At 66.6% G+C, this 26,142-nt stretch carries 20 protein-coding genes and 1 tRNA gene; 16 read left to right on the top strand and 5 right to left on the bottom strand.

From position 1 onward, the window contains the following. Window positions 1-7 precede the first annotated feature (7 nt). The 4 genes from ACLKOY_RS07370 to ACLKOY_RS07355 are packed head-to-tail and all read left to right on the top strand — an operon-like array spanning window position 8 to window position 4,204. Complete coding sequence (locus tag ACLKOY_RS07370; protein ID WP_140036315.1) at window positions 8-985, top strand: carbohydrate ABC transporter permease; 978 nt, start codon at window positions 8-10, stop codon at window positions 983-985. After that, complete coding sequence (locus ACLKOY_RS07365; protein ID WP_140036316.1) at window positions 982-1,815, top strand: carbohydrate ABC transporter permease; 834 nt, start codon at window positions 982-984, stop codon at window positions 1,813-1,815. Before ACLKOY_RS07370 ends, ACLKOY_RS07365 begins: the two co-directional genes overlap by 4 nt. Beyond that, window positions 1,812-3,323 carry a glycoside hydrolase family 3 protein gene (locus ACLKOY_RS07360; RefSeq protein WP_436453051.1) on the top strand — a complete coding sequence of 504 codons (1,512 nt, stop codon included), beginning with the start codon at window positions 1,812-1,814 and terminating at the stop codon, window positions 3,321-3,323. Before ACLKOY_RS07365 ends, ACLKOY_RS07360 begins: the two co-directional genes overlap by 4 nt. A gap of 14 nt (window positions 3,324-3,337) precedes the next feature. Then, window positions 3,338-4,204 (top strand): MurR/RpiR family transcriptional regulator, encoded by an 867-nt coding sequence (locus tag ACLKOY_RS07355; protein ID WP_363571918.1) that lies wholly within the window; start codon window positions 3,338-3,340, stop codon window positions 4,202-4,204. Between the two features lie 54 nt (window positions 4,205-4,258). Here ACLKOY_RS07355 and ACLKOY_RS07350 read toward each other — a convergent pair whose 3' ends face one another. Then, on the bottom strand, window positions 4,259-5,179 hold the full coding sequence (locus ACLKOY_RS07350; protein WP_436453050.1) for a sugar kinase: 921 nt from the start codon (window positions 5,177-5,179) through the stop codon (window positions 4,259-4,261). A 167-nt stretch (window positions 5,180-5,346) separates the two neighbouring features. Here ACLKOY_RS07350 and ACLKOY_RS07345 point away from each other — a divergent pair, with 167 nt between their 5' ends. The 6 genes from ACLKOY_RS07345 (at window position 5,347) to rpoC (ending at window position 18,510) form a co-directional block, all read left to right on the top strand. Further along, the gene (locus ACLKOY_RS07345; RefSeq protein ID WP_436453049.1) at window positions 5,347-7,020 is read left to right on the top strand and encodes an ABC transporter substrate-binding protein; all 1,674 of its coding nucleotides are present in this window, start codon (window positions 5,347-5,349) and stop codon (window positions 7,018-7,020) included. An 86-nt stretch (window positions 7,021-7,106) separates the two neighbouring features. Then, window positions 7,107-8,111, top strand: coding sequence for an ABC transporter permease (locus tag ACLKOY_RS07340; RefSeq protein ID WP_363571912.1), 1,005 nt, complete (start codon window positions 7,107-7,109; stop codon window positions 8,109-8,111). Window positions 8,112-8,145: 34 nt separating this feature from the next. Further along, window positions 8,146-9,111 (top strand): ABC transporter permease, encoded by a 966-nt coding sequence (locus ACLKOY_RS07335; RefSeq protein ID WP_436453048.1) that lies wholly within the window; start codon window positions 8,146-8,148, stop codon window positions 9,109-9,111. Further along, a complete protein-coding gene (locus tag ACLKOY_RS07330) occupies window positions 9,108-10,814 on the top strand; it encodes an ABC transporter ATP-binding protein (protein WP_436453047.1) in 1,707 nt (568 codons plus the stop codon). The genes ACLKOY_RS07335 and ACLKOY_RS07330 overlap by 4 nt, the downstream gene beginning before the upstream one ends. 230 nt (window positions 10,815-11,044) lie before the next feature. Further along, the gene (gene rpoB / locus ACLKOY_RS07325; RefSeq protein WP_363571906.1) at window positions 11,045-14,548 is read left to right on the top strand and encodes a DNA-directed RNA polymerase subunit beta; all 3,504 of its coding nucleotides are present in this window, start codon (window positions 11,045-11,047) and stop codon (window positions 14,546-14,548) included. 86 nt (window positions 14,549-14,634) lie between these two features. Beyond that, entirely contained in the window at window positions 14,635-18,510 is a 3,876-nt protein-coding gene (gene rpoC, locus ACLKOY_RS07320) for a DNA-directed RNA polymerase subunit beta' (RefSeq protein WP_042539086.1), read from the top strand. Between the two features lie 64 nt (window positions 18,511-18,574). Here rpoC and ACLKOY_RS07315 read toward each other — a convergent pair whose 3' ends face one another. Then, a complete protein-coding gene (locus ACLKOY_RS07315; RefSeq protein WP_436453046.1) occupies window positions 18,575-19,168 on the bottom strand; it encodes a hypothetical protein in 594 nt (197 codons plus the stop codon). Window positions 19,169-19,253: 85 nt separating this feature from the next. Between ACLKOY_RS07315 and ACLKOY_RS07310 the strand changes: the two genes are divergently transcribed. Next, window positions 19,254-20,183, top strand: a complete 930-nt coding sequence (locus ACLKOY_RS07310) for a carbohydrate kinase family protein (RefSeq protein ID WP_436453045.1) — start codon at window positions 19,254-19,256, stop codon at window positions 20,181-20,183. A gap of 86 nt (window positions 20,184-20,269) precedes the next feature. Beyond that, a tRNA-Tyr gene (locus ACLKOY_RS07305) sits at window positions 20,270-20,354 on the top strand. A 97-nt stretch (window positions 20,355-20,451) separates the two neighbouring features. Here the strand turns inward: ACLKOY_RS07305 and ACLKOY_RS07300 are convergent. Beyond that, window positions 20,452-22,569: an MMPL family transporter gene (locus ACLKOY_RS07300; protein WP_436453044.1), complete on the bottom strand. Its 2,118-nt coding sequence runs from the start codon at window positions 22,567-22,569 to the stop codon at window positions 20,452-20,454. A gap of 79 nt (window positions 22,570-22,648) precedes the next feature. Between ACLKOY_RS07300 and ACLKOY_RS07295 the strand changes: the two genes are divergently transcribed. The 4 genes from ACLKOY_RS07295 (at window position 22,649) to ACLKOY_RS07280 (ending at window position 25,045) form a co-directional block, all read left to right on the top strand. Continuing rightward, on the top strand, window positions 22,649-23,146 hold the full coding sequence (locus ACLKOY_RS07295) for a MarR family winged helix-turn-helix transcriptional regulator (protein WP_436453043.1): 498 nt from the start codon (window positions 22,649-22,651) through the stop codon (window positions 23,144-23,146). A gap of 150 nt (window positions 23,147-23,296) precedes the next feature. After that, on the top strand, window positions 23,297-23,563 hold the full coding sequence (locus tag ACLKOY_RS07290; RefSeq protein ID WP_436453042.1) for a hypothetical protein: 267 nt from the start codon (window positions 23,297-23,299) through the stop codon (window positions 23,561-23,563). Window positions 23,564-23,578: 15 nt separating this feature from the next. Beyond that, complete coding sequence (locus tag ACLKOY_RS07285) at window positions 23,579-24,442, top strand: hypothetical protein (RefSeq protein WP_436453041.1); 864 nt, start codon at window positions 23,579-23,581, stop codon at window positions 24,440-24,442. A 129-nt stretch (window positions 24,443-24,571) separates the two neighbouring features. After that, window positions 24,572-25,045: a heme-degrading domain-containing protein gene (locus ACLKOY_RS07280; RefSeq protein ID WP_436453040.1), complete on the top strand. Its 474-nt coding sequence runs from the start codon at window positions 24,572-24,574 to the stop codon at window positions 25,043-25,045. A 71-nt stretch (window positions 25,046-25,116) separates the two neighbouring features. Here the strand turns inward: ACLKOY_RS07280 and ACLKOY_RS07275 are convergent, their stop codons facing one another. Together ACLKOY_RS07275 and ACLKOY_RS07270 are read right to left on the bottom strand one after the other, a co-directional pair. Next, a complete protein-coding gene (locus ACLKOY_RS07275) occupies window positions 25,117-25,587 on the bottom strand; it encodes a hypothetical protein (protein ID WP_436453039.1) in 471 nt (156 codons plus the stop codon). A gap of 32 nt (window positions 25,588-25,619) precedes the next feature. Next, the gene (locus ACLKOY_RS07270; protein WP_375137401.1) at window positions 25,620-26,135 is read right to left on the bottom strand and encodes a gluconokinase; all 516 of its coding nucleotides are present in this window, start codon (window positions 26,133-26,135) and stop codon (window positions 25,620-25,622) included. Between the last annotated feature and the right edge of the window lie 7 nt (window positions 26,136-26,142).

Below are 26,142 nucleotides of genomic sequence, written 5' to 3'. Positions count from 1 at the left end.
TCCCTTCATGTCGATGGTGCAAGCGCCACTGCCGGCCACGAAGGCGGAGTCCACCTCCGCCTCCGTGGCCGGCGGCCAGCCCAGGCGGCGAGGACTCTCGCTGCTCACGGCCCGCCCCTGGCTCCTTCTCGCTCCCGGGCTGGTCATCCTCGCGGTGCTCATGCTCTGGCCGCTCATCCAGGTGTTCATCTTCTCGCTGCAGGACTACGGTCTGCGCGAGATCAACACCGGCGAGAACAACTGGATCGGCGTCGACAACTACGTCGAGGCGCTCACCAACCCGACACTCTGGGCCGTCGTCCTGCCCAACACCGTCGGCTTCGCAGCCGTCGCCGTGTTCGTCACGGTGGCGGTCGGCACGCTGGTCGCGCTGCTGCTCGCGAAGCTGGGCACGGTCTGGCGCACCATCGTCTCGAGCTGCATCATGGTCGCGTGGGCCATGCCCGCCGTGACCGGCACCTACGTCTGGACGTTCATCTTCGACGCCGACCGAGGTATCTTCAACACCACCCTGCAGAACCTCGGCCTGATGGACGAACCGGTCAACTGGTTCACCAACCAGTGGTCGTTCTACGCGATCGTGCTGCTCAACGTCGTGCACCACGGCTTCCCGTTCGTGGCGATCACGGTGCTCGCCGGTCTCCTCGGCGTCTCGAAGGAGATGCTCGAGGCCGCAGCACTCGACGGGGCCAACGCCTGGATGCGCTTCTGGAAGATCATCTTCCCGACGCTCAAGCCCGTCTTCTCGGTCGTCATCATCCTGTCGACGATCTGGGACTTCAAGGTCTTCGCGCAGGTCTATCTGATGCCCGGCGGTGGGGGAGGCAACCGATCGGTGCTCAACCTCGGCGTCTGGTCGTATGTCGAATCCTTCGGCCAGAACCGCTACGGCTTCGGAGCCGCCCTCGCCGTGCTGCTCACCCTCGTGCTGATCGGCATCACGATCGTGTACATCCGCTCCCTCATGAAGGAGGACGAGCTGTGAATCCTCGCCCGTCCGCCATGTCGCGCCTCGGCACCGGCATCGCGATCGCCGCCGTCCTGATCTTCACGCTGTTCCCCGTGTACTGGATGGTGTCCAGCGCCCTCGACGGCAAGGCCTCCAGCGGTGGGCAGTCGCTGCTCCCGCAGGAGTTCACGTTCGACAACTTCGCGTACGTGCTCACCGACGGCGGCTTCGGCACCTATCTGCGCAACTCCGCGATCGTGGCCCTCGTCACGGTGCTCGTCAGTGCGCTCGTGTGCCTGCTCGCGGCGGTCGCCGTCGCGCGCTTCCGCTTCAAGTTCCGCACCACCATCCTCATGATGATCCTCATCGTGCAGATGGTTCCGCTCGAGGCCCTCGTCATCCCGCTGTTCCTTCAGGTGAAGAGTCTGGGGCTGCTCAACAGCATCCTCGGTCTGATGGTCGTCTACGTCGCGCTCTCGCTCGCCTTCGGAATCTGGATGCTGCGCGGATTCGTCGCCGCGGTTCCGGTCGAGCTCGAAGAGGCCGCGTACATCGACGGCGCGAGCTGGTGGCGGATGTTCCGCTCGATCCTGCTGCCGCTCGTGATGCCCGGCCTCGTGGCCACGAGCATCTTCAGCTTCATCACGGCGTGGAACGAGTTCATCTTCGCCATGACGATCCTCGGCAGCGCGACCGACCAGTACACGGTGTCGATCGGTCTGAAGTCGTTCTTCGGCCTGCACTCCAACGACTGGGGCAGCATCATGGCCGCGTCGACGATCATCACCATCCCCGTCATGATCTTCTTCGTGATCGTGCAGCGTCGCCTCTCGGCCGGAATGGTCGCCGGAGCGGTGAAGGGATGACCGACGAGCTCACGCGCCTCGCGAATGCGGTGCTCTGGCCGGGCTTCCTCGGCACCGAGGCACCCGACTGGCTTCTCGCCGAGCTGCACGACGGCCTGGCGGGCGTGGTGTACTTCAGCCAGAACGTCGGCGATGGCCTGTCTGCCCTGAGCGACGAGCTCCTTCGTGCGAATCCCGACGCCCTGATCGGGATCGACGAGGAGGGCGGCAACGTCACGCGCCTCGAGTCCGAGGCGGGTTCGACCCTCCCGGGGGCGGCCCAGCTCGGGATCGTCGACGATGTCGAGGCGACGAGGGACTCCGGTGCCGAGCTTGCTCGACGAGTCGCGGCGATCGGAGCCAACGTGGTGCTCGGGCCCGTCGCCGATGTGAACACGGATCCGCGGAACCCCGTGATCGGCGTCCGGTCCTTCGGCAGCGACGAAGAACTCGTGGCCCGACACGTGCAGGCGGCGGTCGACGGTCTGCAGAGCAGTGCGGTCGCTGCGTGCGTCAAGCACTTCCCCGGACACGGCGACACGCATCTGGATTCGCACCACGCGCTGCCCGAGATCTCGCTCGGCATCGAGGAGTTCGAGCGCGTGCACCTCGCGCCGTTCCGTGCCGCGATCGCCGCGGGAGTCGATGCCATCATGACCGCGCACATCGTGGTTCCCGCATGGGGGCAAGAGCCGGCGACGCTGAATCCGCGGGTGCTCGGAATGCTGCGCGACTGGGGCTTCGACGGAGTCATCATCACGGACGCCCTCGACATGGCGGCCATCCGCGAGACCGTCGGCATCGGCCAGGGCGCCGCACGTGCGCTCGCGGCCGGCGCCGATCTGCTGTGCATCGGCAACCCCACGAACCGAGGCGAAGCGACATTCCCCGATCAGGACAGACGAGACTTCCTCGCCGCCCGCGACGGGATCCTCGCGGCCGTGAGCGACGGCTCGCTGCCGCGCGAACGACTCGCCGCCGCGGCCCAGCGGGTCGCCCGACTCGGCGAGACTCTCCGGTCCCGTGCCGTCACCGCGCCTCCCGTCGACTACGACGCATCGGAGATCGTCCGACGAGCGATCACCGGTGCGACAGCGGATGCCGAGGCGCTCGCGGTCGTCGACGCCCGCCGTCGTTCGACTCTGGCTGTCGACAGTGCCTCCGCGTATGTGGCCGAGACGCTCGCCGCCGACGGCCACCGTGTGCGTGTCGACGTCGCGCGCACGTCGATCGACGAGCAGGACGCGGCTCTCGAGCAGGCGGTTCTGGCCGAGGGCTTGACCGTCATCCTCCTGGATCGCCCTGACGCCGACGACGCGCAGCGCTCGCTGGTCGAGCGCGCTGCGGTGCGCGACCCCGAGGCGGTCGTGGTCAACGTCGGACTCGCAGCCCGGCGGCCTCTGCCGCTTGCCGTCGTGGAGGTCGCGTCCGCGAGCAGGGTCGGCGCCCAGGCCGCCAGAGATCGACTGATCGGCGGGCTCTCGCGCCGCGCCGATCAGGGGCGCGGCAGCGCAGGTGGGGCCGACTGAGGCAGGATGACACCGTGGACGACGATGTTCTCGCGCTGGTGCGCCGATCCGTTCCTCGACTGAGTGCTGCAGAAGCACGGGTCGCGGAGACGATCCTCGGCGACCCCACGCTCGTGGTCGATCTCGCGATCAACGATCTCGCGCAGCTCTGTCACACGTCTCTGTCGACCGTGGCCCGATTCGCGCAGTCGCTCGGCTTCAGCGGATACCGCGAGCTGCGGGTCGCGGTCGCTCGCACGGTCACGCTCGCCCAGGCGCAACGGGCGCGTTTCGGTCTCGACACCACGGCGATCGACCCTGACGACGAGCCGTCGGCGATCGCCGCGAAGCTCGCTGCCCAGGAGATCGACGCGATCGAGAAGACGGCGCTCGGGCTCGATGCCGACGCACTCGACCGGGTCGCGAGAGCCGTCGTGGCGGCCCGCCACGTCGATCTGTTCGGCCAGGCGGCCTCGTCGTTGACCGCCCAGGACCTTCAGCAGAAGCTCGCGCGCATCGGCTGCTCGGTCGCGCACTCCGCCGATCCGCATCTCGCCCTCACGACGGCGTCGCTGCGCACATCGGACGACGTCGTCATCGCCTTCTCCCATGGAGGAGAGACTCAAGAGGTCGTCCGCGCCGTAGAGATCGCCCGAGACGCGGGCGCGCTGTCCGTGGCGATCACGAGCGCCCCCGACTCGACGCTCGCACTCGCTGCCGACATCGCGCTGATCACCTACGCGCAGGAGTCGCCGTTCCGCATGGCGGCGATGTCGAGCCGCATCGCGCAGCTGGCCCTGGTCGACATCCTCTTCGTGCGTGTCGTGCAGCACCGGGGCGAACCCGTGGTCATTCCGCTCCAGCTCACGCACGACGCTGCGGCGTCCCGTCGCCAACGCTAGGAGCCGCCGCGGAGGCGCTCGTGCGATCGTCAGCGGTGCGAATCAGGGGGCTGATCAGTCGATGTGATCGCGGGTGCTCACCAGCGCTCGTGTGGCGATTCTGTGCGCGCGGGCGAGGCTGCCGGTGAGGGAGAGCCCGGTCAGCACGCCGGCGAGGAACCCCGCGGCGAACGCGTCTCCCGCGCCGATGGATTCCACGACGGGGACGTCGAGCGACCTGCTGTCGGTGCGCTCCGCTCCGTCGAACGCGACGGCACCGTCGGGGCTCGTGGCGATCAGATACCTCGGCTCGGGGAACAGCTCGCGCAGCCGATCCGGCTCGGCGGTGCCGAACACCGACTCCGCGTCGGGTCGCGTGCAGAACGCGATGTCGGCGCGACGGACGTAGTCCGAGATCAGAGCGCGCCCCTCGTCCTCGCGTCCGCGCCAGAGTGCGGGGCGCCAGTTCACGTCGAAGCTCAGCAGTCGACCGTCGCGGGGCGCATCGAACAGGGCATCCTGCGCTGCACGGGCGGAATCCGAGAGGGCGGGCGTGATCCCCGAGGTGTGCACCAGTGCCGCCTGAGCCAGAAGAGCGGATGCTGCGGGGGACTCGAGGGTCGCAGGCGACAGCGCCGCGGCCGCCGAACCCGAGCGGTAGTAGTGCATCGTCCCGTCGATGGAGCCGTCCGGCCGAGGTGACAGCTCCTTGACGTAGAGACCGGTGGGGGCCTCCGCGTCGACGTCCACGGCCGAATCGTCGACCTCGTGCCTGCGTAGCTCGGACGTGAGGAACCGCCCGAAGCCGTCGTCACCCACGCGGGACACGACAGCGGTGCGGATGCCCGCCGATGCCAGTGCGATCGCGGTGTTCCACTCTGCCCCGGCGAGGGAGCGATGGAAGGTGCGCACGTCTTCGAGGGGTGCGGCGGTGGCGGGGACGAAAGAGACGAGACCCTCGCCGACGCAGACGGCGAGGGGATATGTGTCGGGCACGTTCTGGAGGCTACCGGATCGGCCAGGGCGCCGGACATCCGTAACAGGAATGCAACCTGGAGGTGTTTGCATCGGTATGCGCACTGGGTAGCGTCGAGTCATCACCGTTCCGGATTCGACGATGTCTCCGGGATGCGCACAGCAGCGCTCGACAGGAAGGTCACACAATGCACCACACAGTCATGCGTCGGCGAGGACTCCTCGCCGTCACCGGAGCCGCACTCGCGGCGCTGGTCCTCTCCGGATGCGTCGCCAGCGAGCGCAGCGACGACGGTGGAGAGGCTGCCGGAGATGTCGACGGCACTTTCGTGTTCGCCGCATCCTCCGACCCGGCCAGCCTCGACCCGGCATTCGCCCAGGACGGCGAGAGCTTCCGTGTCTCCCGGCAGATGTTCGAGGGTCTCGTCGGCACCGAGCCCGGTACGGCTGACCCGGCACCGCTGCTCGCCGAGTCGTGGGAGTCATCCGAAGACGGCATGAGCCACACCTTCACCCTGAAGGAAGACGTCACGTTCCACGACGGCACCCCGTTCAACGCCGAGGCCGTGTGCGCGAACTTCGACCGCTGGTACAACTGGACCGGCCTCGCCGCATCAGAGGCGTTCGGCTACTACTACAACAAGCTCTTCAAGGGCTACGCCGACAGCCCGGCGGACGCCGTCTACAAGTCCTGCACGCCTGACGGCGACTATTCCGTCACGATCGACCTGAACAAGCCGTTCGCCGGCTTCGTCGCGTCGCTGTCGCTGCCGTCGTTCTCGATGCAGAGCCCCTCGGCGCTGCAGGAGTTCGGCGCCGATGACGTGGGAGGCTCCGCCGAAGCTCCTGTGCTCTCGGAGTACGCGATGGGCCACCCGGTCGGCACCGGCCCCTTCCAGTTCGACGAGTGGGCACCGGGCGAGCAGGTCACGCTCAAGGCCTACGGCGACTACTGGGGCGAACCCGGCCAGATCGACGAGATCATCTTCCGCACGATCGACGACCCGACCGCTCGTCGTCAGGCGCTCGAGTCCGGCTCGATCGACGGCTACGACCTCGTCGGCCCCGCCGACACGCAGGCGCTCGAGGACGACGGCTTCACCATGGTGTCGCGCCCTCCGTTCACGATCCTCTACCTCGCGTTCAACCAGGCCATCCCCGAACTGCAGGACCCGAAGGTCCGTGAGGCTCTCTCGTACGCGGTCGACAAGGACGCACTGATCAGCCAGGTCCTGCCCGAGGGCACCGAGAAGGCGATCGAGTTCGTGCCCGACACCGTCAACGGCTACAACCCGGACGTCACGACGTACGACTACGACCCCGAGAAGGCCAAGTCGCTGCTCGCAGAGGCCGGTTACGACGAGGCCAACCCGCTGAAGCTGACCTTCAACTACCCGGTCAACGTCTCGCGTCCGTACATGCCGGACCCCGAGCAGATCTTCACGGTGCTCTCGTCGCAGCTCTCCGAGGTCGGAGTCGAGACCACCCCTGTCTCGGAGGAGTGGGTCGAGTACCTCGACCGCACCACGGGAACGGCCGACCACGGCATCCACCTGCTCGGCTGGACCGGCGACTACAACGACACCGACAACTTCGTCGGCGTCTTCTTCGGGCAGCAGAGCTCCGAGTGGGGCTTCGACAACCCCGAGCTGTTCCAGAAGCTGAACGAGGCTCGTGGCGTCTCCAACCTCGAGGACCAGACGGCCCTCTACGAGGAGATCAACGAGATGGTCGCGCAGTTCATCCCCGGAGTCCCGCTCGCGCACCCGGCGCCGACTCTGGCGTTCGACCCGCGCGTCGAGAGCTACCCCGCCAGCCCGGTGAACGACGAGGTCTTCACGGACATCGTCCTCACCGAGTAGGTCTGACCGACTGAGATGCCCACCCGGGCCTCCGCGCTCGCCGCGGAGGCCCGGGACCGGCGTACCTTCTGATCAACGGAGACCTCTTGCTGCGCACCATCGGCAGGCGACTGCTTTTCCTCATTCCCACCCTGATCGGCCTCAGCATCCTGCTGTTCGCCTGGGTCAGGGCCCTGCCAGGCGGCCCGGCCGTCGCACTTCTCGGCGAGAAGGCGACCCCGGAGGCCGTCGCCAGGGTCAACGAACTCTACGGCTTCAACAGGCCGATCCTGGAGCAGTACTTCATCTGGGTCGGCCGCCTCCTCCAGGGCGACTTCGGAACGTCGATCCAGACGAACCGCCCCGTGACGGAGGAGTTCTTCCGCCGCTTCCCCGCGACGATCGAGCTGAGCGTTCTCGCGCTCATCTTCGCGGTCGGCGTCGGCATCCCGCTCGGCTACTGGGCCGCTCGCCGCCACGGCAAGTTCACCGACCACGCGTCGGTGGTGCTGAGTCTGGTGGGCATCACCATCCCGGTGTTCTTCCTGGCGTTCATCCTGAAATACGTGTTCGCGGTGCAGCTCGGGTGGCTTCCCTCGGACGGGCGTCAGAACCCGCGAATAGATGCCACGCACCCGACGGGGTTCTACGTCTGGGACGGCATCATCACCGGCGAGTTCGACGCCTCCTGGGATGCCCTCATGCACCTGGTCCTCCCGGCACTCGCGCTGGGCACGATCCCGCTCGCGATCATCGTCCGCATCACGAGGGCGAGCGTTCTGGAGGTTCAGAACGCCGACTACGTGCGAACCGGTCGAGCGAAGGGCGTCGGGTCGTCGACGCTGCGCAGTCGCTTCATCCTGCGCAACGCGATGCTGCCGGTGATCACGACCATCGGCCTGCAGACCGGACTCCTGATCTCGGGGGCGGTGCTCACCGAGACGGTGTTCGCGTTCCCCGGCATCGGATCCTTCCTCGCGAGGGCGATCTTCACACGGGACTTCCCGGTGCTCCAGGGGTTCATCATCTTCATCGCTATCGCCTACGCGTTGATCAACCTGGCGGTCGACGTGTCATACAGCTTCATCGATCCGAGAGTGCGGGTGCAGTGATGGCCCGTCTCGTTCTCCGAAAGGGGGTGGCGTCATGACCATCTCGCTCCCACCCGCACAAGGCCCGTCGGCGGCGAGCGGCTCGGTCGTCGACACCGTCGCCGTCAATCAGGCCGGCCTCAAGGAGGGGCCAGGCGGATTCTGGCGCGATGTGTTCCGCCGCCTCCGCCGCAACCCCACCGCCTGGATCGGCGCCGGCATCGTCCTGGTGTTCATCCTGGTGTCCGTGCTGGCGCCGGTGCTCGCTCCCTACCCCGAGACCGCGCTGCCCGGCGCGAAGTTCATCACGCCGACGAACATCCCCGGACCAGGAGAGATGCCCGAGTTCCCTCTCGGCCTCGACCGCTTCGGCGGCGACGTGCTCTCGAAGCTCATCTGGGGCGCGCAGGCGTCGCTGCTGATCGGTGTCATCTCGACCGCACTGGGTCTGGTCGGCGGAATGATCCTCGGGCTTCTGGCCGGCACCTTCGGCGGCTGGGTCGACACGCTCATCATGCGCATCGTCGACATCATCCTCTCGGTGCCGAACCTGCTGCTGGCCGTCTCGATCGCCGCGATCCTGGGCCAGACGCCCTTCGCGGTGATGATCGCGATCGGTGCATCGCAGGTTCCGATCTTCGCGCGCCTGCTGCGCGCGTCGATGCTGCAGCAGCGATCGAGCGACTATGTGCTCTCAGCCCAGACCCTGGGTCTCGGGCGCGGTCAGATCACCATGTCGCACGTGCTGCCCAACGCGATCGGCCCGGTCATCGTGCAGGGCACGCTCACGCTCGCGACGGCTGTCATCGATGCGGCTGCGCTGTCGTTCCTCGGTCTCGGCGGCGGTCGCCCCGAGACGGCCGAGTGGGGGCGCATGCTCACCTACGCGCAGGCCGAGCTCGCCATCGCGCCATGGCTGGCATTCCTACCCGGTATCTGCATCGCGGTCACCGCACTCGGCTTCACCCTGTTCGGTGAAGCTCTGCGTGAGGCCATGGACCCGAGGACGAGAGCACGATGAACGCTGCGAAAGAGAACCGGGTGTCAGACGCACCCCTGCTGTCGGTCGAGGGCCTCGCCGTCGACTTCGCCACCATGGACGGCGTCGTGCACGCCGTCGAAGGCGTCGATCTCGAGATCGCCCCGGGCGAGACCATCGCGATCGTGGGGGAGTCGGGGTCGGGCAAGTCGACGACCGCGATGGCCATCATCGGGCTGCTCGCCGGGGGCGGTCGCGTAGCTGCGGGCAGCATCCGCCTCGACGGCCGTGACATCACCCGTGCGTCCGAGAACGAACTGCGAACGATCAGAGGGCGTGACATCGGCCTCGTTCCGCAGGACCCGATGTCCAACCTGAATCCGGTCGCCAAGATCGGCACCCAGGTCGCCGAGACGCTCCTCGCGCACGGTCTCGCCACCAGGCAGAACGTGAAGGAGAAGGTCGTCGAGGCGCTCACGGCCGCGGGCCTGCCCGATCCCGAACGCCGCGCGAAGCAGTATCCGCACGAGTTCTCCGGCGGCATGCGTCAGCGGGCGCTGATCGCGATCGGTCTGGCGTGCAAGCCTCGGCTGCTGATCGCGGACGAGCCGACCAGTGCGCTCGACGTCACCGTGCAGCACACGATCCTCGACCAGATCGGTCAGATGACGCGCGAGCTCGGCACCGCGGTGCTGCTCATCACGCACGACCTGGGCCTCGCCGCCGAGCGTGCCGAGCGCGTCGTCGTGATGCACCGCGGCAGGGTCGTCGAGCAGGGGCCTGCGAAGCAGATCCTCGAGGCGCCGCAGCATCCGTACACCCAATCGCTGGTGGCGGCGGCCCCCTCGGTCGCGGCGGCGCGACTGCGACCGGAGGCGTTCCGCGTCGAGGAACGACCCGCCGACGAGGCGGATGCTCCCGCGACGGCGGATGCTGTCACCCCCGGGGCGTCGGCGGCCGACAACATCGTCGAGTTCGAGCACCTCACCAAGGTCTATCCGGTTCGAGGGCAGAAGGAGGACTTCGTCGCCGTCAACGATGTCTCCCTCGCGATCCCTCGGGGCGAGACGGTCGCGATCGTGGGCGAGTCCGGGTCGGGCAAGACCACCACGGCGCGGATGCTGCTGAAGATCATCGAGCCGACGAGCGGCCTCATCCGCTACGGGGGCAAGGACATCGCATCCCTCGACCGCGCGGAGACGAAGGACTTCCGTCAGCGGGTGCAGCCGATCTTCCAGGATCCGTACTCGAGCCTGAACCCGATGTTCACGATCGAGCGCCTGATCTCCGAGCCGCTCGACTTCTACAAGCGGGGGAGCAGTGCAGACCGGCGTAAGCGCGTCCGCCAGCTGCTCGACGACGTGGCGCTGCCGCAGTCCATGCTGCGGCGGTATCCGTCGGAGCTGTCCGGCGGACAGCGGCAGCGCGTCGCGATCGCCCGTGCGCTCGCCCTCTCGCCCGATCTGATCGTGTGCGACGAGCCGGTGTCGGCGCTGGACGTGCTCGTGCAGGACCAGATCCTGAAGCTGCTCGGCGACCTGCAGACCGAATACGGGCTCAGCTATCTGTTCATCTCGCACGACCTCGCCGTCGTGCGTCTGATCAGCGACTACGTGTGCGTGATGAAGGACGGAGCCCTCGTCGAGGCGGCTTCGTCGGAGGAGATCTTCACGAACCCTCGCGATCCGTACACGCGGCGTCTGCTGGCGTCGATCCCGGGGAACGAACTCAACATCGCCTCCTGAGGCGGTCCGCGGAGGATCCTCTCGGCCTTCTTCGGGTGCCAATACCGCAGCATCCGAAGAAGGTCAAGGATTGAGCTTGCCATGTCGCAAGTTCCTGCGTATAGTTGGTAGTTGCGCTCGCTTCTCCCTGCCCTCATATGGTGGTCGGCATTTCGTTGAGCATCCGGGCGCACACTCACCTGACGACAAAGGAATCGAGAAGCCCTGCGGGGCTCACGGAGGTTATTCCCTTGGCTGCTGCTCGCAACGCATCCACCACCACCACCACTAAGAACGGACGCGGAGCATCCCGTCTTTCGTTCGCCAAGATCTCCGACACGCTGACGGTCCCTGACCTTCTCGCTCTGCAGACCGAATCCTTCGGCTGGCTCGTCGGCAACGACGCCTGGAAGGCTCGTGTCGCAGAGGCCAAGAAGGCCGGCCGCACAGACGTGAACGAGAACAGCGGCCTCGGCGAGATCTTCGAGGAGATCTCCCCGATCGAGGACCTCGGCGAAACGATGCAGCTGTCGTTCACGAACCCGTACCTCGAGCCGGAGAAGTACTCGATCGAGGAGTGCAAGGAGCGAGGCAAGACCTACGCCGCTCCGCTGTACGTCGAGGCCGAGTTCATGAACCACCTCACGGGTGAGATCAAGACCCAGACGGTCTTCATGGGCGACTTCCCGCTGCAGACCGACAAGGGAACGTTCATCATCAACGGCTCCGAGCGCGTCGTCGTCTCGCAGCTCGTGCGTTCGCCCGGTGTCTACTTCGACAAGACCCCCGACAAGACGTCCGATAAGGACATCGTGTCGGCGCGCGTCATCCCGAGCCGTGGTGCATGGCTCGAGTTCGAGATCGACAAGCGCGACCAGGTCGGCGTGCGCGTCGACCGCAAGCGCAAGCAGTCGGTCACCGTGTTCCTCAAGGCGCTGGGCATGACCAGCGAGGAGATCCTCACGGAGTTCGCCGGCTACACCTCGATCGAGGAGACGCTCGCGAAGGACACCATCGTCACGAAGGAAGATGCGCTCCGCGACATCTACCGCAAGCTGCGTCCGGGCGAGCAGGTCGCTGCCGAGGCTGCGCGTGCGCTGCTCGACAACTTCTACTTCAACCCGAAGCGCTACGACCTGGCGAAGGTGGGTCGCTACAAGATCAACCACAAGCTCGGTCTCGACGCACCGCTGACCGACTCGGTGCTCACGGTTCAGGACATCGTCGCGACGATCAAGTACCTCGTGCGTCTGCACGCAGGCACGGAAGAGACCTTCCCCGGCATCCGCTCGGGCAAGAAGGCCGACATCCGCATCGCGACCGACGACATCGACAACTTCGGCAACCGTCGCATCCGCGCGGTCGGCGAGCTGATCCAGAACCAGGTCCGCACCGGTCTCTCCCGTATGGAGCGCGTCGTCCGCGAGCGCATGACCACGCAGGACATCGAGGCGATCACGCCGCAGACCCTGATCAACGTGCGCCCCGTCGTCGCCGCGATCAAGGAGTTCTTCGGAACCTCGCAGCTCTCGCAGTTCATGGATCAGAACAACCCGCTCGCGGGTCTGACCAACAAGCGCCGTCTCTCGGCTCTCGGCCCCGGTGGTCTGAGCCGTGACCGCGCAGGTGTCGAGGTCCGTGACGTCCACCCGTCGCACTACGGCCGCATGTGCCCCATCGAGACCCCTGAAGGCCCGAACATCGGTCTGATCGGTGCTCTCGCGACCTTCGCGCGCATCAACTCGTTCGGATTCATCGAGACCCCGTACCGCAAGGTCGAGGGTGGCGTCGTCACCGAGCACATCGATTACCTGACCGCTTCCGAAGAGGTCGACTTCAACATCGCGCAGGCGAACGCCCCGCTCGACAAGAACGGTCGCTTCCGCGAGAGCCACGTCCTCGCACGCCCCAAGGGCGGTAGCGGTGAGGTGGATCTCTTCCTCCCCGAGGAGATCGGCTACATCGATGTCTCGCCGCGCCAGATGGTGTCGGTCGCGACCTCGCTCGTGCCGTTCCTCGAGCACGACGATGCACAGCGCGCGCTCATGGGCGCCAACATGCAGCGTCAGGCTGTGCCGCTGCTGCGCAGCGACTCGCCGCTCGTCGGAACCGGTATGGAGGGCTACACCGCCATCGACGCCGGCGACGTGCTCACGGCTGAGAAGCCGGGTGTCGTCACCGAGGTCTCCGCAGACCGCGTCACCGTCATGCTCGACGAGGGTGGAACGCAGGACTACCACCTGCGCAAGTTCGACCGCTCGAACCAGGGCACGTCGTACAACCAGAAGGTCGTCGTCAACGAGGGCGACCGCGTCGAGGTCGGAGAGGTCATCGCTGATGGCCCCGCCACCGAGAACGGCGAGCTGGCACTCGGAAAGAACCTGCTCGTCGCGTTCATGACGTGGGAAGGCTACAACTTCGAGGACGCGATCATCCTCAGCCAGGACCTCGTGAAGGACGACACCCTCTCCTCGATCCACATCGAGGAATACGAGGTCGACGCCCGCGACACGAAGCTCGGCAAGGAGGAGATCACCCGTGATCTCCCCAACGTCAGCCCTGAGCTGCTGAAGGATCTCGACGAGCGCGGCATCATCCGCATCGGTGCCGAGGTCCGCCCCGGCGACATCCTCGTCGGCAAGGTCACGCCGAAGGGCGAGACCGAGCTGTCGGCTGAGGAGCGTCTGCTCCGCGCGATCTTCAACGAGAAGAGCCGCGAGGTCCGTGACACCTCTCTGAAGGTGCCCCACGGTGAGCAGGGCACGATCATCGCCGTCAAGGAGTTCAACGCCGAGGACGGCGACGACGAGCTCGGCTCCGGCGTCAACCGCCGCGTCGTGGTCTACATCGCCCAGAAGCGCAAGATCACCGAGGGTGACAAGCTCGCCGGTCGTCACGGCAACAAGGGCGTCATCGCGAAGATCCTCCCGATCGAGGACATGCCGTTCCTCGCGGACGGAACCCCGGTCGACATCGTGCTGAACCCGCTGGGTATCCCGGGTCGAATGAACTTCGGCCAGGTGCTCGAGACCCACCTCGGGTGGATCGCGAAGCAGGGCTGGAAGGTCGAGGGAACCCCCGAGTGGGCTGCGAAGCTCCCGAAGGATGCCTTCGAGGCCGCTCCCGGCACCAAGGTCGCCACCCCGGTGTTCGACGGTGCGAGCGAGGAGGAGATCGCAGGTCTTCTCGACGCGACCATCCCGACTCGCGACGGTGTCCGCCTGATCGACTCCACCGGAAAGGCCCAGATGTTCGACGGCCGCTCCGGCGAGCCGTTCCCGGCGCCGATCTCGGTGGGCTACATGTACATCCTGAAGCTCCACCACCTGGTCGACGACAAGATCCACGCGCGTTCGACCGGTCCGTACTCGATGATCACCCAGCAGCCGCTCGGTGGTAAGGCGCAGTTCGGTGGCCAGCGATTCGGTGAGATGGAGGTGTGGGCCCTCGAGGCCTACGGTGCCGCATACGCGCTCCAGGAGCTCCTCACGATCAAGTCCGACGACATCCTCGGCCGCGTCAAGGTGTACGAGGCGATCGTCAAGGGCGAGAACATCCAGGAGCCCGGCATCCCCGAGTCCTTCAAGGTGCTCATGAAGGAGATGCAGTCGCTCTGCCTGAACGTCGAGGTCCTCTCGGCAGACGGCACGCTCGTCAACCTGCGTGACACGGACGACGAGGCCTTCCGCGCTGCGGAAGAGCTCGGCATCAACATCTCCAGCCGCTTCGAGGCCGCCTCGATCGACGAGATCTAAGGTTCAGGCCGCCGACTGAGCAGCATGCTCGGTCGGCGGCCCACCTCCCCGATTTCTTCAAAAAGAATTCCTACACAGGAGAATTTGTGCTCGAGTCAAACACTTTCGATGAGCTTCGCATCGGCCTGGCCACCGCGGACCACATCCGCGCCTGGTCCTACGGCGAGGTCAAGAAGCCTGAAACCATCAACTACCGCACCCTGAAGCCGGAGAAGGACGGTCTCTTCGGAGAGCAGATCTTCGGCCCGTCCCGCGACTGGGAGTGCGCCTGCGGAAAGTACAAGCGTGTCCGCTTCAAGGGCATCGTCTGCGAGCGCTGCGGCGTCGAGGTCACCAAGTCCTCGGTCCGTCGTGAGCGCATGGGTCACATCGAGCTCGCCGCTCCCGTCACCCACATCTGGTACTTCAAGGGTGTTCCCTCGCGTCTGGGCTACCTGCTCGACATGGCGCCGAAGGACCTCGAGAAGGTCATCTACTTCGCCGCCTACATGGTCATCTCGGTCGACGAGGATGCTCGTCACCGGGACCTGGGCACGCAGGAGAACAACATCCGCCTCGAGCTGAAGACGCTCGGAGACCGTCGCGACGCGAAGATCGCCGAGCGCCTGGCACGCCTGGAGGAGGAGCTCGCTTCCCTCGAGGCCGAGGGCGCCAAGGCCGACGCGAAGAAGAAGGTCAAGGACGCCGCCGAGAAGGAGATGTCGCTCATCCGCAAGGGTGCCGACGAGGCGATCGCCAAGCTCGAGCGTGTGTGGGAAGACTTCCGCACCCTCGAGGTCGGCGCACTGCGTCCGGAGGACGATGTCTTCCACGAGCTGCAGGACCGCTTCGGTCAGTACTTCGAGGCCTACATGGGCGCCGAGTCGATCCAGCGTCGCCTCGCGGCGTTCGACCTGGCTGCCGAGGCCGAGAGCCTGCACCTGCAGATCTCCGAGGGCAAGGGTCAGCGCAAGATCCGCGCGATCAAGCGTCTGAAGGTCGTCAACTCCTTCCTGGAGACCGGCATGAGCCCGGCCGCCATGGTTCTCGACGTCGTCCCGGTGATCCCGCCGGAGCTGCGCCCGATGGTGCAGCTCGACGGTGGCCGCTTCGCGACCTCCGACCTCAACGACCTCTACCGTCGTGTGATCAACCGCAACAACCGTCTTCGTCGCCTGATCGACCTCGGTGCTCCCGAGATCATCGTCAACAACGAGAAGCGGATGCTGCAGGAGGCCGTCGACGCACTGTTCGACAACGGTCGCCGCGGTCGTCCCGTCACCGGAACCGGCAACCGCGCCCTGAAGTCCCTCAGCGACATGCTGAAGGGCAAGCAGGGTCGCTTCCGTCAGAACCTGCTCGGCAAGCGTGTCGACTACTCGGGCCGTTCGGTCATCATCGTCGGACCCCAGCTGAAGCTGCACCAGTGCGGTCTGCCCAAGCAGATGGCTCTGGAGCTCTTCAAGCCGTTCGTGATCAAGCGCCTGATCGACCTCGGTCACTCGCAGAACATCAAGGCAGCCAAGCGCGCTGTCGAGCGCACCCGTCCCGAGGTCTGGGACGTGCTCGAGGAGATCATCCGCGAGCGTCCCGTGCTGCTCAACCGTGCACCCACCCTGCACCGTCTGGGCATCCAGGCCTTCGAGCCTCAGCTCGTCGAGGGCAAGGCCATCCAGCTGCACCCGCTCGTCTGCGCGGCGTTCAACGCCGACTTCGACGGTGACCAGATGGCTGTCCACCTGCCGCTGTCGGTCGAGGCTCAGGCCGAGGCCCGCGTACTGATGCTCGCGTCGAACAACATCCTGAAGCCGTCCGACGGCCGCCCGGTGACCCTGCCTTCGCAGGACATGATCATCGGTCTGCACCACCTGACCACGGTCAAGGCGGGCGCAGCCGGTGAGGGCCGTGCATTCGGTTCGGTGGGCGAGGCGATCCTGGCCAAGGACGAGGGAACCCTCGACCTGCAGGCCAAGGTCCGCATCCGCATCCCGGGTCTGACGTTCCTCGAGGGCGAAGCTCCCGAGGGCTACGAGCGTCACGGTCTCGTCGACGCATCGCTCGGTCAGGCGATCTTCAACGACACGCTGCCCAAGGGATACCCGTTCGTCCGCGAGCAGGCTGACAAGAACAAGCTGTCGCAGATCGTCAACAAGCTGGCCGAGGAGTACCCCAAGGTCGAGACGGCTGCGTCGCTGGACCGCATCAAGGACGCCGGTTTCTACTGGGCCACGCGCTCGGGTGTGACCGTCGCTCTGAGCGACATCCTGACGCCGCCGAACAAGGCTGAGATCGTCGCCGGCTACGAGAAGCAGGCCGCGAAGGTCCAGTCCCAGTACGAGAAGGGCCTGACGACCGACACCGAGCGTCGCCAGGAGCTCATCAAGATCTGGACCGAGGCTACCGACGAGGTTCAGGCCGCGATGCGGGCGAACTTCCCCGAAGACAACACCATCAACCGCATGGTGTCGTCGGGTGCTCGTGGTAACTGGCTGCAGATCCGGAACATCGCCGGTATGCGTGGTCTCGTCAACAACCCCAAGGGTGAGATCATCCCGCGTCCGATCATCTCCTCGTACCGCGAGGGTCTGTCGGTGGCGGAGTACTTCATCGCGACGCACGGTACCCGTAAGGGTCTGGCCGACACCGCTCTGCGTACCGCCGACTCGGGTTACCTGACCCGTCGTCTGGTGGATGTCTCGCAGGACGTCATCATCCGCGAAGAGGACTGTGGCACGTCGAAGGGCCTCGAGCTCCCGATCGCCGCTCCGAACTCGCAGGGCGAGCTGGTGCGCGACGCGAACGTCGAGAACTCGGTGTTCGCTCGTACCCTGGCCTCCGACGTGGTCGACAGCAAGGGCGAGGTTCTCGCCTCTGCCGGTGACGACGTGGGTGACGTGCTCATCGACAAGCTGGTCGCGCTGGGCGTCGAGAGCATCAAGGTGCGCTCGGTCCTGACCTGCGACTCCGCTGTCGGTGTCTGCGCGCAGTGCTACGGCCGTTCGCTCGCGACGGGTAAGACCGTCGACATCGGAGAGGCCGTCGGCATCATCGCGGCCCAGTCGATCGGTGAGCCCGGTACCCAGCTGACGATGCGTACCTTCCACACCGGTGGTTCGGCTTCGGCCGATGACATCACGCAGGGTCTGCCCCGCGTGCAGGAGCTCTTCGAGGCGCGTACCCCCAAGGCTGCGTCGCCGATCGCAGAGGCCGACGGTCGCATCACGATCGACGAGACGGACAAGGCCAAGAGGCTCATCCTGACGCCCGACAACGGTGACGAGGAAGTGATCTACCCGGTCCTGAAGCGTGCGACGCTTCTGGTCGAGGACGGTCAGCACGTCAGCGTCGGTCAGCCGCTCCTGGTCGGAACGCTCGACCCCAAGGAGGTCATGCGTGTCATGGGCGCCCGCGAGGTGCAGCGTTACCTCGTCGGTGGCGTCCAGGGCGTGTACCGCTCGCAGGGTGTGCCGATCCACGACAAGCACATCGAGGTCATCGTCCGTCAGATGCTCCGCAAGGTCACCGTCGTCGATCACGCCGACACGACCCTGCTTCCGGGTGAGATGGTCGACCTCAAGCGCTACCAGGCGATCAACCGCGAGGCTGTGGCAGAGGGCAAGCGCCCCGCGTCCGGTCGTTCGGAGCTGATGGGTATCACGAAGGCGTCGCTCGCGACGGAGTCGTGGCTGTCGGCCGCTTCCTTCCAGGAGACGACCCGCGTGCTCACCGAGGCTGCGATGCAGGGCAAGCGCGACCCGCTGGTCGGTCTCAAGGAGAACGTCATCATCGGTAAGCTCATACCCGCCGGAACCGGTCTCTCGAAGTACCGCGACGTCACGGTCGAGGCCACCGAGGAAGCCAAGAGCGAGCGCTACCCGAACCGGATCTTCGCATCCGACGGTGCGTACGCTGACGGCGACTTCGGCTACGTCGACTTCGACGCGTTCTCGACGGACGACATCACGCCGGGTACGTACAACTGACGTACTGAGTGAGTGAGAAGGCCCCGGGCGATTCGCCCGGGGCCTTCTTCGTGCCCGGATGAAGTCAGTCGAAGAGGTGCGCCACGATGCTCGAGGTGTAACCCTCGGGGGCCAGGTTCGAGTACTGGGTGTCGATGAGGATGTCGTCGCGCCAGAACAGGGTGCGGCCGTCCGTCACGGGGTACTGCTCGTTCGGCCAGGTCTTCTCGCACCGGGTTCCGCCGTCGGGAGTGAAACAGCTGAAGCCCTCGGTCGTGACGAGCGCGTTGAGCATGTCGAGCGCGGGGCCGCGGTTCATGAGGGAGATCGTCGTGACGAGGCTGGTGGTGTCGGCGCGGGGATCGCGCCAGATGCAGGTGAGAGTCCCATCGTCGCCGACGCCGGAGGGCCCGGCGTTCGCATCATTGAGCGGGATGCCGTCGAGCTGCGCGAGCACGTCGTCCGACAGGATGGCACGGCAGTCCGTCGGCAGCGCGATCGGCGTGGCTGTCGGAGTGGGGGACGCTGCGGGCGAGGGGCTCGCTGAGTCGTCGGGGTCGGCGCTCGCAGAGGGATCGGGCGATGAGTCGGACCCGGATTCCGCGGGACCGGAACCGCAGCCGGTGAGCACCGCGGCGAGCAGGAGAGCCGCAGCTCCGGCGGCGATTCGAGCGTTCATGCGCTCACCGTAGCGCTGAAGGGGTCTGGCGCAGGGAAGCCGCGCGAACCGTCACAGAAGCCGCTCGCGCGGTAGTGTCGGCAGAATGAGTGATGAATCCTCCCGAGCATCCGGTGCAATCGTCGTCGGGGATGCGCTGATCGACGAGATCCACGACGGCGGCGGGGTGCGAGAGCTGGTCGGCGGCGCAGCGCTGAACGTCGCCGTCGGTCTTCGCCGGCTGGGTGTGCCGACGACGCTGATCGCGATGGTCGGAGAAGACGAAGCGGGTGCGCACATCCGCGAGTACCTCGACGATCACGACGTGCGGCTGATCGCGAGCGAGGCGCCACTGGGGTCGTCCCGTGCGATCGTCCAGCGCGGGCCGGACGGCGAGCCTGTCTACGTCTTCAACGAGGCGGCGCAGAGGCGCAGCATCCGGTATCCGGACGAAGCAGTGCAGGCGATCGCTGACGCTGGTCTCGTGGCCGTCAGCTGCTTCCCCTTCGACGTGCCTGCTGAGGTCGATGCGCTGCTCGAGGCTGTCGGCGATGCTCGTCTCGCCGTAGACCCGAACCCGCGTTCGGGGATGCTGAGTGACCGTGCCGAGTTCGTGCGCGGCTTCGAGCGTGCGGCTGCCGGGGCATCGATCGTCAAGGTCGGCGCCGATGATGCGTCGCTTCTCTACGACGGCGATCTCGACGCCCTCAGGGCACGGTTGCGCGCCCTCGGTGTCAGCGCGGTCCTCGCAACGGCGGGTGCGGATGGGGCGGCTCTCGAGTCGGATGCCGGAATCGTCACGGCGCCGATCTCGACGCTGCCCGGTCGCGTCGTCGACACCGTCGGGGCCGGCGATGCGACCCTCGCAGCCGTGGCTGCGGGACTGGCGCACGGCACGCCCTCCGACGCTGACGGGTGGCGGCAGCTGCTCGTTCGAGCGATGGATGTGGCCGCCGCGACCTGCCGCGCCGAGGGCGGCCTGCTGCGGACTCCGGAGTCGCTGGCCGACCCCGACCAGGGCGTCTTCGGGAGCTGAGCGCTCGATTTCTCACGCCTGCCCTCGGCAGGTATGATTATCTATCGTGCCCCCGGTTGGCTGTCGAAGTCGGACGGGTGCGCTCTGGCGAGTTACCCAAGCGGCCAAAGGGATCTGACTGTAAATCAGACTGCTCAGCATTCGGGGGTTCGAATCCCTCACTCGCCACCACACGATGAGAAACGCCCCCGTGCTTCGGGGGCGTTTCTCGTTTCGGTGCTCTCAGGTCGATTCGTCCTCGGGCCCGCCTGAGCCGCCGCCCGCGGTCCTAGCCGACGCTCACGACGTCAGGCCTCTGTTCAGCGGAAAGCGCGTCAGCGCCTTGACGGGTGGCCTCGGCGTCGGAGAGCGGGGGCCGGCGCGGCCACCAGAAGGCGTCTCGGGTGATGAAGGCGAGTGCCGGGACGATGACGGTGCGCACGAGGAGCGTGTCGATCAGCACACCGATGCAGACGATGATGCCGATCTGCGTCAGCGTGATGAGTGGCAGGACTCCGAGCACGGCGAACACCGCGGCGAGCAGGATGCCGGCGCTGGTGATCACGGCGCCCGTCGCCGCGAGAGCGCGGATCATTCCCTGCGTGGTCCCGAGATGCGAGGCCTCCTCTTTCGCTCGAGTGACGAGGAAGATGCTGTAGTCGACGCCGAGCGCGACGAGGAACAGGAAGCTGAACAGCAGCACGTTCGTGTCGATGGCGGGGAAGCCGAAGAGCGGCGACTGGAAGAGCCACCAGCTCAGCCCGATGGCCGAGAAGAAGCTGGCCACGACGGCGATCAGGAGCAGCAACGGCGCGACGAACGCGCGAAGGAGGAGGACGAGGACGACGAAGACCAGCGCAAGGATGAGCGGGATGAGAAGAGCCTGGTCCCGGGCCTGCGCATCGGCCACATCGAGCGCCTGGGAGTCGAGGCCGCCGACGAGGCCCTCGCCGGATCCGACGTCATCGAGAGCCGCGCGCATGCGCTCCACCGTCGCGAACGCCGCCTCGGTCTCGGCGCTGGCATCGAGGGTGACATCGATCCTCGCCAGCTCATCCGTCGTCTCTCCCATGGTCGCCGAATCGACGCCGTCGAGATCTTCGAGGGCAGCAGCAGCGGCGTCGGCATCATCGAGAGGAACGACGACGATCGCGGGGGAGGTGGTTCCGGCCGAGAATGCGTCGGCGAGAACCTCCTGGCCCTGCACCGCCTCAGGCTTCTGCAGGAAACGGTCATTCTGCGACAGCCCGGTCTGCACGAACAACAGGCCGCTGGCCATGGCACCGAGCGCCACGAAGCCGACGGACGCCACCAGGACCGGTCGCTTGGACACTCCGCGACCGAGCTTGCCCCAGACGCTGCGCGAGATGGCGTCGGGCGAGTTGAACCGGGGGATGTAGGGCCAGAACAGACCGCGACCGAACAGCACGAGGGCAGCGGGGAGCACGAAGAGCGCGAAGAACATGGCGACGAGGATCCCCACGGCGCACGCCAGTCCCAGCGCACGGTTGCCGGCGATCTCAGCGAGAAGCAGCGTGAGGAGCGCGAGAGCGACGGTCGATCCGCTGGCGATGATGGCGGGACCCGCTCCGCGAAGAGCCCGCTGCATCGCTTCCCTGCGGTCTTCGTGCAATCGCAGTTCGTCTCGGTATCGAGCGATCAGGAGGAGGGCGTAGTTCGTTCCCGCGCCGAAGACGAGCACCGACAGGATGCCGGTGATCGACGCGTCGAGCTGGATGCCCACGGCGCTCGCCACCTGTCGCGCGACGATCCCGGCCAGGGCGTCTGCCAGGCCGATGACGACCAGGGGGACGATCCACAGCCAGGGGCTGCGGTAGGTGATCAGAAGAAGCACCGCGACGACGATGACGGTGGTGAGCAGCAGGGTGAAGTCCGCGCCGTCGAAGACGGCGGCGATGTCGACCTCGAAGCCCTCTGCGCCGGTGAGATAGACGCGTACCCCATCGAGGTCTGCGGCGGAGATGTCACGGATCTCCTGTGCGCGAGCGGACTGTTCGGCGACGTCCGGCTCCGGCTCGAGGGGCACGATCACCAGTGCGACCGTTCCGTCCTCCGAGATCTGCGCGGGCGGCACGGCGCCGTCGCGTGAGAGATCCGCCAGCTCGCCGAAGGCCTTCTCGTCTATCAGAGCGAGGGCGTCAGCGTCCAGCTCACCATCTTCGGCGGCGAACACGACGAGCGCCGAGGTCGCGTCTGCGCTCGGGAACTCCTCCAGAAGTTCGTCGACCTTGACCGACTCCGCCGACGAGGGGAGCCCCACGGAAGGAGCGGTTTCGGAATCCTCGCTCCCCGCGAGGGCGAAGAGCGCGGCGGCTGCGACGGCGGTCACGACGAGGATGATCCAGGACGTCTTCGCGGACGTCAGGAAACGGGTCAGAGCACTCACGAGATTTCCCCACCTTGGTTAGTAGTTCGACAATCGAATTATATGACTATCGAAAGAGAGTAGCGATATCGTTGAGGGTATGCAAGCGAGCGAGGGATCATCACCAGAGGCCGAGAGAGCGGCGTTCGCGCCTGCCCGACCGGCGACGGCGCTGCTGCGAGACTTCCTCGAACTCAGCGAGCTGTTCGAGTCCTCCCTCGCCGACGAGCTGGGGGTCAACCCCACCGACCTTCAGGTCATGGAGCACCTGATCATGAGCGGGCCGCTGGCTCCGACCGAGCTCGCTCGGAGAGTGGGGCTCTCTGCGGGGGCGACCACCACTTCCGTCGATCGCCTCGTCGCGCTCGGGCATGTCTCTCGAGAGCCTCGCCCGAACGACCGTCGAGGCATCCTCGTCGCTCCGCGGCCCGAGTCCCGCGACAAGGCGATGGGGCGTCTGATCCCCATGATCATGGGTGTCGATGCGGAGCTGGACTCCTTCACGGCGGAGGAACAGGACGTGATCACCAGGTATCTCCGACAGGTCACCGAGTCACTGCGCGCACACGCCGGCATCGGGATCTCGGCCCCAGACTGAGAAACGAGTCGCGGATGACGCGGGTTGCAGCGATCTCGGAACCGCCGCCGTGTCGAGATTCCTAGACGGTGTTCAGAAATCCCTGGACACCTCGGTGCAGCGGGCGCATAATCTGATCCACAGGACATGGTTTTAGCAAAGGAGCACGCCATGAGCGATCCGAATGAACCGACGGAGCTGTTCGACTCGGCCGCGGGACCCACCGGTGCGTCGATCACCGATTGGACAGACCTCGGGCGGGAGATGTGGGCCTACCTCACCGGTCGTGGAGCCGCCGTCAACTACACGTTCGAAGACATGACCGTCGAGGTGCCTCGCGATATCGGGCCCGACGCGCCGCGGGCGACGTGGAAATTCAACGGCACCCTGCGGGTGACGACCAGCGACAGCGCGTCCGGTGGCACGGGCTCGGTCTGAGAACGAGCTTCTCCGATGATTCGCCTCGATATCGATCTGCACGTGGAGCAGGCCAGCCCGGACGGCGGCCCTCCGACGCGGTTCAGCGTCAGGGCTGAGGGTCAGGAGGTCGTCGTCACGCTCGAATCCACTCCTGGGCTCGGCAGCATGAGCCGTCGTGACCTGACTCAGCTCGTGCCGCTCGCCGATGGACTCGCGCGGCGCGGAATCCGTGTGCGTGTGGAAGGACCGCGCGGGACTCTCGTTCAGTTCGGGGATGTGAAATCGGGGCCCGTGGGTCGGGCGATCGCCGGCTCCTCGCACATCAAACTGGGGCATCTCTCGACGCTCCTGTCTGAGGTCCAGCACCGGGAGCGCGACAGCGGCTTCCGGCTTCCCGTCCCGCCCTCGACGCCGTTCCCCCTCGTCCCCACGGTGGCACGGAGAGTTCGGCGGCGAGTCACGACGACCCATTACCTTCCCGGCTCCGGTCGTCCTCGGTTGATCTTCGCGGTCGGCTCAGGCGATTGGAACTTCAGCAGGCCGCGAGAGTTCGACCTGCTCCCGGGGCGCACGGTCATCGGTTCCGGGCCAGACGCCGACCTGCGCTTGGAGGGGCTCGAAGCCCGCCACGCCGAAGTCCGTCACAACGATGACGACGAGTACGTCCTCTATTCGTATGCGGCGACCGGCGGTGGCCGACCGAATCTCCCGCACAGCACGGAGAACGCCAGGATCTTGCGGACCGGATCTCGCATCGAGATCGGGCCATGGCGCCTGGCGTACTACCGGGAGGAGTTCGCCGACCACGGGCGTCCCTTCGGCGGACGCCAGGGAGGCGAGTACGAGTTCCAGAAGCAGCAGCCGGTGCGACCGTACGGATCGGGCGAGCTCGGCTGACCGATTCACTCCCCAACGGAGGGGAGCCCCATCGTGCTCGGGGTGCTCAGGGTGCGGCGCGCGCTTCGTTAGCAGTGATGTGCGGCGGCTACAGTCTCAGGCGAACCATCTATGAAAGAGGCACTGCTGATGACTGACCAGACGAGGCTCGCGCAGCTGGAGAAAGAGCACGTCGAACTGGTCCTGCGTCGGTTCGACCGCGCGGACGCGTGGCAGCTCGGGAGGTCCATCGCAGAGCGCGCGCTGGCGCAGGGAGCTCCGGTTGCGGTCGATGTGCGCACCGCCTCCGGCATCCTGTTTCACGCATCGCTGCCGGGTGCGACGGCCGACAACGACGCCTGGGTGCAGAAGAAGGCCGCGACCGCCCTGCGGTTCGAGACCAGCACCGCGCTGCTCGAAGCACGTGTCGCGAGCGGCGGGCGCGACATGTTCGAGCCGGGATGGCTCGACGCCGTCACGTATGCGGTCGCCGGAGGCGCGGTGCCCATCCGTGTCGAGGGTGTGGGCGTCGTCGCCGTCGCGACCGTGTCGGGGCTTCCGTCAGCGGATGATCACGACCTCGTCGTCGAGGGGATCACCGCGTTGGAGCTGCTCGTCGGGTGAAGCACCGAGCGCTGCCAAACCTCGAGGCATGCGAGCGCCGATTGCGCCCGGATCGTCACTGATGAGTGTGGTCAGGGCCCGATCTGGATCTCGACGTACGGATAGTGACAGTCGCCGGGCGCACCTGTCTGCTCGCAGTCCTGATCGGGTGCGAGCATCACCAGCGCTGGTCCCGTGAGACCGGGTGGCAGATCGACTGAGACCGCGGTCGCTCCGATCTCGAGTCGTGAGCCGGTTCTCGTGTCACCATCTGAGGTGCGGACGATCACCTCTCCCGCCCACTGCTCGTCGATGCTGCACTCAGCAGGATCGGTGGATACGGAGACGGTCTCGCCCGCCCGTGGCGATGCGGAATCGATCGTCAGCATCATGGCCACACCCTCGCACGCTCGCGACGCAGGAAGGGGACTGATCGGTGCGCCACTCGTCGCGGTGTCCTGGTTCTGGGGGCCGATGCCCTGTGGTGAGCATCCCGCCAGCCCGGCGCCGAGCAACAGCGCCACGAGCAGTGCTCGCAACGGGTTCCGCATCGAGTTCCTCATGACTCTTCAGTGTCTCGAGCCGAGTAATCGTCTCAGTAGTCAGGGTGCAGGCGCAGCCGGGAGGCGATCTGCGCTGCCTGCTCGGCGGGCGTCAGCGCGATGTCGATCTCGATCGCCCTCTCGTCGTCTTCCAGCGGCTCGAGCGTGGCGAACTGCGAGTCCAGCAGCGTGGCGGGCATGAAGTGACCCTGACGGCGCAGCATACGATCGAGGATCAGCTCCCGCGAGCCGGTGAAGTGCACGAACGTGACCGCGTCCCGGCGAAGCACGTCGCGGTAGCTGCGGCGGAGCGCCGAGCACGTGACGATGCCGGGCTCGCCTGCTTCGACGCGTTCGTCGATCCACTCGGCGATGCGGTCGAGCCAGGGCCAGCGGTCGTCGTCGTTGAGCGCATGGCCGGCCGCCATCTTGGCGACGTTCGCCTCGGGGTGCAGGTCGTCGCCCTCTTCGAAGGCCCAGCCGAGCCGGCCGGCGAGCATGGCCGCGACTGTCGACTTTCCGGTGCTGGCGACGCCCATGAAGACGAGGACGGGTGCGTTGACGGACATCATGGCG

This window comes from Microbacterium sp. K2, from assembly GCF_051365005.1.
Taxonomy (GTDB): Bacteria; Actinomycetota; Actinomycetes; order Actinomycetales; family Microbacteriaceae; genus Microbacterium; species Microbacterium foliorum_B.
This window is presented reverse-complemented; position numbering and strand designations above follow the sequence as displayed.